This is a genomic window from Brevundimonas sp. P7753 (genome assembly GCF_013386595.1).
In the GTDB taxonomy this organism is placed as follows: Bacteria; Pseudomonadota; Alphaproteobacteria; order Caulobacterales; family Caulobacteraceae; genus Brevundimonas; species Brevundimonas bullata.
This window is the reverse complement of record NZ_JACARP010000071.1, coordinates 1-9413: the sequence shown is the minus strand read 5'-3', so window position 1 is coordinate 9413 and position 9413 is coordinate 1. Positions and strand designations below refer to the sequence as shown.

Here is a 9413-nt window from a genome sequence, read left to right as displayed (position 1 = left end):
CCTTCAGGATCACCCCAATGCCCGCTTCCGCCCTCGCTCTCGTCGCCGACAAACAGAAACCGCAAGCGGTCCCCAGGGCCTTCTGCGCCGCCGAGGTCGTGGTGCTGAAGTTTGGCTCGTCCGTCCTGCGCAACGCCGCCGAGGCGCCCGCCGTGGCCTCGGAAATCTACGGCCACGTCCGCGCCGGGCGGAAGGTGGTTGCGGTGGTTTCGGCCCTGTCGGGTCACACCGACCGGCTGCTGGCCGACGCCCGCGCGCTGGGTCTGGATCACGAGAATGAACTGCTGCCCGCCTATGTGGTGCTGGGCGAGGAAAAGGCGGCGGCCCTGGTCGCCATCGCCTGCGACCGGGTGGGGCTGGACGCGGTGGGTCTGTCGGTGCGGGAGCTGGGCATCGTGGTCGAGGGGCCGGCGCAGCACGCCCGCCCGGTCAGCCTGAAGGGCGAGCGTCTGCAACAGGCCCTGGCCGAGCATGAGGTGGTGGTGGTCCCCGGCTTCGGCGGCGTGCGCTCGAACGGGCGCGTGGCCCTGCTGGGCCGCGGCGGATCGGACCTGACGGCGGTGGTTCTGGCCGCCGAGCTGGGGCTGGACCGGGTGCGTCTGGTCAAGGACGTGGACGGCCTCTACGACCGCGATCCGGCCTGCGAAACGGGCACGCCGCTGCGCTATCGCCGCGCCAGCTGGGACACGGCGCGCCAGCTGGGCGGGGCCCTGGTCCAGCATGACGCCATCGATCTGGGCATGGAACACGGCGTCGAGATCGAGGTCGCCGCCCTGGGCCGCGCCGAGGGCACGGTGGTCGGCGAGCGCGGCGCCCCTCCCGGCCCGGTCCAGCCGCACGCCCCGCTGCGTGTGGCCCTGGCCGGCTGCGGCGTGGTCGGCGGCGGTCTGCTGAACCGCCTGCTGCCGGACAAGCGCTATGACGTGGTCGGCGTCCTGGTCCGCAATCCGGCCAAGAAGCGCGACGTGGCCGCGCCTGCCGACTTGTTCACCAACGATGTCGAGGGCCTGCTGGCCAAGAAGCCTGATCTTCTGCTGGAGGCCCTGTCGGAAGGCGAAGCTGGTCACGCCCTGATCCGTCGCGCGCTGGAGGCCGGCTGCGACGTGGTCAGCGCCAACAAGCAGGCCGTGGCCCGCGACCCGGCGGGCTTGCAGGCCCTGGCCGCCGCCAATGGCTGTCGCGTCGCCTGGTCGGCCTCGGTCGGCGGCGGCGCGCCGATGATCGAGACCCTGCGCGCCGCCCGCGCCGCCGGTCCGGTCGCCGGGTTCGAGGCGGTGCTGAACGGCACGGTCAACTTCATGCTGCAACGTTTAGGCGAGGGCGCGGCCTTCGCCGACGCCCTGGCCGACGCTCGCGTGGCGGGCTTCGCCGAGGAAGACCCGTCCTCGGATCTGGAAGGCCACGACGCCGCCGCCAAGGTGAAGCTGCTGTCGTTTGAGGCCTTTGGCCGCGCCCCCGCCGACCTGCCGCGCGACGAACTCTCGGCGGACACGCCGCTGGGCGACAAGCCGGTGCGTCAGATCGGCGCCTGCCATGACCGGGGCGGCCATCTGGACGCCTCTGTGCGGCTTGACGGCGACCTGAAAGACGCGCTCTTCCAGTCGCTGAACGGAGAGAGAAACGCCTTGAAAGTCTATGGTCAGGACGGTCGCGTCTGGACGTGCAAGGGGCGCGGCGCTGGGCGCTGGGCCACGACCGAAAGCGTGCTGGCCGATGTGGCCGACGTGGTGCGCGCCCGTCGCGCGGCGGCGGAGCTGGTCTAGACATGGCTGTCTTCACGCCCGTCACGCCGGCTCAGGCCGCCGACTATCTCATGCGCTACCCCCTGGGCGATCTGGTCGCGCTGACGCCGATCGCCGAGGGGGTTGAGAACACCAACTACAAGCTGGAGACGACGTCGGGCGCCTATGTCCTGACCCTGTTCGAGGGGCGGACGGACGCGGCCTCGCTGCCCTTCTGCCTGGGCCTGACCCGGCATCTGGCGGCGCGCGGGTTTCCGACGCCGTCGCCCGTCGCCGACCGCCAGGGCGAGATCATTGGTCATCTCAACGGCCGCGCCGCCGCCATCCTGCACTGGGCGCCCGGCGCCTGGAAGCGCCAGCCTTCCGACAAGGAACAGTATCGCGCCGGTCAGGTGCTGGCCCTGCTGCACCTGGACGCCGCCGACTATGCCGTCGAGCGCAAGAACCCGGTCGGACCCGAGGCCTGGTCGGCGCTGGCCGCGCGCTGCGAGCCCGCCGCCAAGGGTGTGGATCGCAAGATGCTGGATCAGATCAAGGCCCTGCTGCCGTATCTGGCCGAGCCGTGGAGCGATCCCGCCCTGCCGCGCGGACCGATCCACGCCGACTACTTCCCCGACAACGTCCTGTTCGCCACCAACGAGCACGGAAAGTGCGACGTCGGCGGGGTGATCGACTTCTATTTCGGTTGCACCGACGTCCTGGCCTATGACCTGGCCATCGCGCTCAGCGCCTGGGGCTTCGACGCTGAAGGACGCCCTATGCACTCGGCCCTGCGCGCCTTCCAGAAGGGCTATGAGTCCGTGCGTCCCCTGACGCCCGCCGAGGCCGAAGCCCTGCCTGGGCTGGGCGCGGCGGCGGCGGTGCGCTTCACCCTGACCCGTCTGCATGACCGCATCTTCCACGACCCCGCCAACCTAGTCACGCCCAAGGATCCGGCGCCCTTCTTCCGCCGCTTGGATTACTGGAAGGCGGCGGAGACGGTCTGAGGGGCCCTCGGGGGCGCGAGTTCGCGGCGCTTGCGCAAGCGTCATGGACTCGCGTTAGAAGAACTCACTCCGTTCTTGAAACCCGGTCCGAGCCTGCCTCGCGCCGCCAGCGAAACAGCCGTCACATGCCACAGACGAAGCCCGCCTACAGCCGTGTCTCCATCGGCCTTCACTGGCTGATGCTCGTCCTGCTGGTCGCCGTCTATGCCTGCATCCTGCTGCGCGAAATCTATCCGCGCGGCAGCGACCCGCGCGAGGCGCTCAAGGCGTGGCATTTCATGCTCGGCCTGACCGTCTTCCTGTTGGTCTGGGCGCGTCTGCTGGCTCGTTTCTTCACGTCTCGCCCCTCGACGCCGCGAAGCTGGAACGACTGGTTCGCGGCGGCCATGCATGTGGCGCTTTACGCCTTCATGATCGCCATGCCGCTCCTGGGCTGGCTGACGCTTAGCGCAGGCGGAAAGCCCATCCCCTTCTTTGGTCTGTCGCTTCCCGCCCTTACGGCCCCCGACAAGGCTCTGGCGGATCAGGTCAAGGACGTGCACGAGACGATCGGCGTGGTCGGCTATTGGCTAGTGGGTCTGCACGCCGGCGCGGCCCTGTTCCACCACTACGTGCTTCGCGACGGCACGCTCAAGCGCATGCTGGGCCGGGCCTAAGGGCGGCTTAGGCGCTCGGATCGCCGTCTCTGACTATGCCCAGGCGCTATCCCCGTCGGGCGGGTTGAAGCCTTACCCCGCGAACCCCTTCACCGCAGTCAGAGCGGCTTCCGCCGAGTTGTCGATGATGGTCAGGCGCTCGGGCTGGTCGCCCAGGGCGCGGATGACGGGGGCGGGTTCGGGCTGGAAGCCCAGCACGTCGGAGACAAAGGCGCCGAACTTGGACGGGTGGGCGGTGGACAGGGCGACGATGGGGCCGTTTGAGCGATCCAGTTGACGCGCGGCGGCCAGGGCCACGGCGGTGTGCGGGCAGACGACGCGGCCCCAGGCGGCGTGGGCGTGAGCGATCTCGGCCTGGGTCGTGGTCTCGTCGATGGAGACGGCGGAGACTTCTGATTTCAGCGCGGCCAGCAGGTCGGGCGACAGGGTGACGGACCCGTCGCGGGCGAAGGTTTCGAACACGGCGCGGGTGGCGGCGGCGTCGCGGCCGGAGGCCTCATAGACCAGACGCTCGAAGTTCGACGGCGCCTGCACGTCCATCGACACGCTGCCGCTCTCGACGGCGGGGCGGCGGGCATAGACGCCCTCGTTGATGGCGCGGGCCAGGGCGTCGTTCTGGTTGACGGCGGCGACGAAGCCCTTAACCGGCAGGCCCATTTTCTTCGCGGCGATGCCCGCAAAGGCGTCGCCGAAATTGCCGGTCGGGACGACGAAGGTCGCCGCCTGACCCAGCTGCGCCGTGGCCGAAATATAATAGGGAATCTGGCCCGCCAGCCGACCCCAGTTGATCGAGTTGACCGACGACAGGCGACGGCCTTCACGCAGGGATTCCTCGGCCAGCAGGCCCTTCACCAGACGCTGGCAGTCGTCGAAGTCGCCGCGCACGGCCAGGTTCAGGACGTTGTCCGCCTGCACCGTCGTCATCTGCTTGCGCTGCACCGGCGAGACGCGGTCCAGCGGATGCAGCACCACCAGGTTGATGCGCTCGGCCCCGGCGAAGGCGCGCACGGCGGCGGCGCCGGTGTCGCCGCTGGTGGCGGTCAGCAGGGTTAGTTTCTGGCCCGTCGCGGCCAGGGCCTCGTCCGACAGGGCGGCGACCAGCTGCATCGCCAGATCCTTGAAGGCGGCGGTCGGGCCGTGGAACAACTCCAGCACGAAGAGGCCCGGCTCCAGCTCGACCAGGGGCGTCACCGCCGGGTGGTCGAAGCCCTTAGTCAGACGCTCCAGCGCGCGGTCGAGCGCGCCGACAGGCAGGGCGTCGCCGATGAAGGGGGAAATCGCCTCCCTGGCCATTTCCGCATAGGTCCGCCCCGGACGCGCCGCATCGACGGGCAGGCTCGGCCAGGCCTGAGGCATGTAGAGGCCGCCATCAGGCGCAATGCCGCGCAGCAGGGCGTCGGCGAAATTGGTCGGGGCGGCGTCGCCGCGCGTCGAAAGGTAGCGGTCGGGTGAGGTGCTCATGACGGGTCGTTTCTAGCCGCAGGGCGGCGCTTCGTCATGATTATTTTGCGTCTGCGAAGGTGATTTCGCAGTTTTGCGCAACAAGATGACGTCGGGGTCACAAGAGGCGTCGCCGGGGCTGGCGCATCGTCGCCGTCCGGTCCATGTCAGGGCGAATGAGACGCCGTTCCTTTCTGATCCGCGCGGGCGCGGCGGCTGCCGCTGTCGGCGGCGGCCTGTGGCTCAAGGACCATGTGATCTGGCGCCGGCCGACGCTGCGGTTTGCGGACGGCGGGACTAGCGGGTGGTCGCCCTTCGTCGTCGCGAACGCCGCCACGCCGACCGTGCGGGTGCGGATCGCCGGGCGCGAGGTGACGGCCCTGATCGACAGCGGGGCCCAGTATTCGGTGATCGACCGCGCCTTGGTCGATGCCCTGGGCCTGACGACCTTTTTCGACATGCCTCTGGTGGCTTACGGCGTCGGGGGGCAGCCGCAGGTCGGGCGCGGGGTGACGCTGGACATGGCGGTCGGCACGCTGAAAGTGGCGGGTCTGCGCGCAGCCATCCTCGACCTAGGGCCGTTGGCGGATGCGGCGGGCCTGGGCGCGCCCTTGGTGCTGGGACAGGACCTGCTGGGTGCGGCTGTGCTGGAGCTGGACATGAATCGCCGCCGCAGCCGTCTGGTCGATCCCGACGGCCATGTTGTTTCACCCGCGCTGCGACCCGTCCCGGTCAAGCGCAGCGGCACGGCCCTGACCGCCGAGGTGACAGTCGAGGGGGCGGTGATGCGGGCGGTGATCGACACTGGCTTCTCGTCGCTGATCGCCTTGAGCCAGGGCGCGGCCGAGGCGGCGGGCCTGCTGGACGGGCGCGCCGAAACCGCCGGGTCCAGCATCGTCCTGGGCGGGGTGGCGCGGGCGCGGGTGATCGAGGCGAAGACCGTGACCTTTGGCGACGACCTGTGGCGCGGGGTGGCGACGCCGGTGTTCGCCAATTCCCCCTTGCCCAACTATCCCGACGCCCTGCTGGGCGTGGCGGCCTTCGAGGATCGCGACGTCGTGCTGGACCTGGGACGAGGCCGTCTGCACGTCTCGCCCCAGATGGACCTGACCGTGGGGTAGGGCGTCATAGCCCCTTGAAGGTGTCGCACGCCGCCGGGTCGCCGGTCTGATAGCCGCGTTGCAGCCATTCGACCCGTTGCGCCGCCGAGCCGTGAGTGAAGCTTTCGGGCGAGACGCGACCGCCGCCGCGACGTTGCAGGGTATCGTCGCCGATGGCCTGGGCGGTCTTCATGCCCTCTTCCAGATCGCCCGGCTCAAGCGCCACCTGACCGCCGGAGACGGCGGCGGCGTTGCGGGCCCAGACGCCGGCGTAGCAGTCGGCCTGAAGCTCCAGCGCGACGGAATATTTGTTGCCCTCGGCCTGTGACCGCGCGGACTGCTGGGCGCGCTGGACCTGGTCGGTGGCGCCGGTCAGGTGCTGGACGTGGTGGCCGAACTCGTGGGCGATGACATAGGCCTTGGCGAAGTCGGCGCCGGAAGCCCCCAGCTTGGTCTCCATCTCGCGCCAGAAGCCGAGGTCCAGGTAAACCTTCTGATCGGCGGGGCAGTAGAAGGGACCCATGGCCGACTGGCCGAAACCGCAGCCCGTCTGCGTGCCTTGTTCATAAAGGACGGTGGTCGGCGGGGTGTAGCCGCGCAGCTTGGTCTTCCAGACGTCGTTGATGTTGGAGCCGATGACCTCGACGAACTGTCCGGCCTGATCCTCGGGCGAGCCCATCTTGCCGGCTTGTTCGGACTGGCTGGCGCCGCCGAACTGGCTGGCGACCTGCTGGGTCGTGGTCGGGTCGATGCCGAAAACGAAGTAGCCGATGGCCGCCAGCACCAGAACGCCGATGCCGCCGCCCGCCACGGCGCCGCCGCCCATGCCGCGCCGGTCTTCAATGCCGCCGCCGCGCCGTCCGCCCTGCCAACGCATGATGTCGTCTCCACCCTGAAATCTCGCCCGAAGCTAGGCCCAAACGCGGCGGGCAGGGAAGGGATGCAATTGTAACCAAGGCTCAGTTCGGACGGCGGTCCAGCCAGGCGTCGATCTCGGTGACGCCACGCGTCATTTCTTCGCGGCGGGCGGCCTGAGCCTCGCGAGCCTGTCGCTCCTGTTCCAACGTGCGTGGGACGTAGGCGGTCTGCGGCGGCGAGGGCACGGCGGGCTGGCGCGCGGCCTCCAGGCGTTGGAGGGTCATCCTCGTCTGCAGCCGCTGCTGCTGGGCCAGAGCCTCGCGCTCGGCGGCCTGATTGCGCAGGCGGTCCATCTCGATCCGGTGCTGGTCGGCGATGGCCGAGCCGGGATCGTATCCGGCCGGCGGCGGACCCGGCCAGCCGGGCCAGGTCTGGGCGTTCGCGGCCAGAGGCGCGGCGGCGAGCATCAGGGTGGCGAGGATCAGGCGGCGCATAACGTCTAAATGGGCGCCCGAGCGGCCCGCGCCAAGCGTGGCCCTAGATGGCGAAGCTGACGCCGCAGCCGCAGCTGGACGAGGCGTTCGGGTTGCGCACTACAAACTGCGCGCCGGCCAGTTCATCGACAAAAGCGATCTCGGAGCCCTTGAGGAAGGGGATGGAGACCGGGTCGATCACCGCCGCCTGACCGTCGCGACGGATGACCAGGTCATCGGCCTCGGGCGCGTCGACCAGTTCCAGCCGGTACTGGAAGCCCGAGCAGCCGCCGCCGTCGACGGCGACGCGCAGCATGACCGGCTTGCCCTCGATCTCGGCCAGCTTGGCCAGACGTTTCGCCGCGCTCTCGGCCAGAAGGATGCCTTCCGGGGCGCGGGCGGAAACCGAAAGCGACAGGTCGCGGACTGATTCTGTGGATTGGACGGTGCTCACGGCTCTCTATATGAGGAGCTGACAGGCGTTCGCAAAGGCCTGTGCTGTAATAGAAGTGCTGTCCGCCTTGAGCCAGACCCGCGCGTCCTTCGCCGAAGACCCCGCCGCCAGCCGTGGCCGCCATGTTTTCGAGCCCGCCAGCCGCACCCGCACCCCCTTTGCCCGCGACCGCGACCGCATCATCCACGCCACCGCCTTCCGCCGTCTGAAGGAGAAGACCCAGGTCTTCGTGGCGCACGAGGGCGACCACTATCGCACCCGCCTGACGCACAGTCTGGAGGTGGCTCAGATCGCCCGGTCGCTGGCCCACGCCCTTCGGCTGGACGACGATCTGGCCGAGACCATCGCCCTGGCCCATGATCTGGGCCATCCGCCCTTCGCCCACGCTGGCGAGGACGAACTGCAGGCCCAGATGGCCGACTACGGCGGGTTTGATCACAACGTCCAGAGCTTCCGCGTCATCACCGAGCTGGAAGTCCGCTATCCGAAATTCCTTGGACTGAACCTCAGCTGGGAGACGGTCGAGGGGGTCATCAAGCACAACGGTCCGGTGATGCATTACCTGGGCGAACCGGCGTGGAAGACGGTCGCCGCCTATGCCCCCGGCGGCGCGGCCAACTGGGACCTGAGGCTCGACACCTTCGCCTCGCTGGAGGCCCAGTGCGCGGCCATCGCCGACGACATCGCCTACAACAACCATGACGTGGACGACGGGGTGCAGGCGGGGCTGTTCACGCTGGCCGACCTAGCCGAGGTGCCGCTGATCGGGCCCTGCCTGGCCGAGGTGCGCCGCGACTGGCCCGCGCTGGACGACCGCATGGTGCGTCTGGAGGCCGTGCGCCGCATGATCGGCATCATGGTCGACGACGTCCTGGCCGAGACCGAGCGCCGGCTGGCCGCGCACGGCATCGTCACCGTCGAGGATGTTCGCCTGGCCCCGCAGATGATGGTGCAGTTCTCAAGCACCATGATGGCCGACCTGGGGGTGCTGCGCCGCTTCCTGTTCGAGCGGATGTATCGCCACTACCGGGTCAATCGCACCCGCAGCCAGGCGCGTCGCGTCCTGTCGCAACTGTTCCACCTGTTCATGGAAGAACCCGAGGTCATGCCGCCCGAATGGTCGGCCTCGGCCCTGTCGGATGATCCGGTCAAGCGGGCGCGGGCGGTGTGCGACTATATCGCCGGAATGACCGACCGCTACGCCATCGAAGTCCACGGCAAATTGTTCAGCCTCGACCTGGCGCTTGATCTGTGATTCGAAAGAGGCCACGGGCGGGCTAGACTGATACTTCCCGGCGCCGATTCGCGCGGGGCCGATCCAGAAAGCGCGACCCATGTCCTACGACGACGATCACCGAGGCAACCCCAACGCCGGCCGCGAGCGGGGGGCCTATACGCCGCCTACCGACGACGATCTGCCGTTCGAGCGCCGCAGCTATGATCCGCGTCGCGCGCCGGCCGCCAAGTCGCCGCCCATCACCCTGATCATCAGCGCCATTGTCCTGCTGCTGCTAATCGTGGCCGTGGTGGTCTTCTATCGCTCGGGCGTGCGGTCCTCGACCGACGCCCCGCCCGCCGTCGGCACGCCGGTCGAGAGCATGAAGGTCGAGGCGCCGCTGGACGCCCAGCCGATCGACCCGGAAGCGGGCGTGCGCGTCTATCGCGACGGCGGCGAGGCGACCGACGCCGTCCCCACCTTCACCC

The 9413-nt window shown here is 69.3% G+C and carries 9 protein-coding genes and 1 pseudogene; 6 read left to right on the top strand and 4 right to left on the bottom strand.

Translation table 11 applies throughout. From position 1 onward, the window contains the following. Positions 1–17 precede the first annotated feature (17 nt). From HX774_RS13755 to HX774_RS13745, 3 genes are all read left to right on the top strand, one after another. On the top strand, positions 18–1763 hold the full coding sequence (locus HX774_RS13755; RefSeq protein ID WP_178827590.1) for a homoserine dehydrogenase: 1746 nt from the start codon (positions 18–20) through the stop codon (positions 1761–1763). 2 nt (positions 1764–1765) lie between these two features. Next, positions 1766–2728 carry a homoserine kinase gene (locus tag HX774_RS13750; RefSeq protein ID WP_178827588.1) on the top strand — a complete coding sequence of 321 codons (963 nt, stop codon included), beginning with the start codon at positions 1766–1768 and terminating at the stop codon, positions 2726–2728. Positions 2729–2853: 125 nt separating this feature from the next. Beyond that, positions 2854–3384, top strand: coding sequence for a cytochrome b (locus HX774_RS13745; RefSeq protein WP_178827586.1), 531 nt, complete (start codon positions 2854–2856; stop codon positions 3382–3384). Between the two features lie 72 nt (positions 3385–3456). Here the strand turns inward: HX774_RS13745 and thrC are convergent, their stop codons facing one another. Then, entirely contained in the window at positions 3457–4845 is a 1389-nt protein-coding gene (gene thrC, locus HX774_RS13740) for a threonine synthase (RefSeq protein ID WP_178827584.1), read from the bottom strand. Positions 4846–5000: 155 nt separating this feature from the next. Between thrC and HX774_RS13735 the strand changes: the two genes are divergently transcribed. After that, on the top strand, positions 5001–5945 hold the full coding sequence (locus tag HX774_RS13735; RefSeq protein ID WP_178827582.1) for a pepsin/retropepsin-like aspartic protease family protein: 945 nt from the start codon (positions 5001–5003) through the stop codon (positions 5943–5945). Positions 5946–5949: 4 nt separating this feature from the next. On the opposite strand, the gene HX774_RS13730 is transcribed toward HX774_RS13735, so the two are convergent. The 3 genes from HX774_RS13730 to HX774_RS13720 all read right to left on the bottom strand — a co-directional run bounded on the left by HX774_RS13730 (position 5950) and on the right by HX774_RS13720 (position 7673). Then, on the bottom strand, positions 5950–6801 hold the full coding sequence (locus HX774_RS13730) for a neutral zinc metallopeptidase (RefSeq protein ID WP_178827580.1): 852 nt from the start codon (positions 6799–6801) through the stop codon (positions 5950–5952). Between the two features lie 82 nt (positions 6802–6883). Next, on the bottom strand, positions 6884–7276 hold the full coding sequence (locus tag HX774_RS13725) for a hypothetical protein (protein ID WP_178827578.1): 393 nt from the start codon (positions 7274–7276) through the stop codon (positions 6884–6886). Positions 7277–7319: 43 nt separating this feature from the next. Beyond that, positions 7320–7673, bottom strand: coding sequence for an iron-sulfur cluster assembly accessory protein (locus HX774_RS13720; RefSeq protein ID WP_218650430.1), 354 nt, complete (start codon positions 7671–7673; stop codon positions 7320–7322). 103 nt (positions 7674–7776) lie between these two features. On the opposite strand from HX774_RS13720, the gene HX774_RS13715 reads away from it, so the two are divergent. Both HX774_RS13715 and HX774_RS13710 read left to right on the top strand, forming a co-directional pair. Continuing rightward, the gene (locus tag HX774_RS13715; RefSeq protein ID WP_178827574.1) at positions 7777–8964 is read left to right on the top strand and encodes a deoxyguanosinetriphosphate triphosphohydrolase; all 1188 of its coding nucleotides are present in this window, start codon (positions 7777–7779) and stop codon (positions 8962–8964) included. 79 nt (positions 8965–9043) lie between these two features. After that, positions 9044–9413, top strand: a pseudogene (locus HX774_RS13710) (SPOR domain-containing protein); the annotation flags it as partial.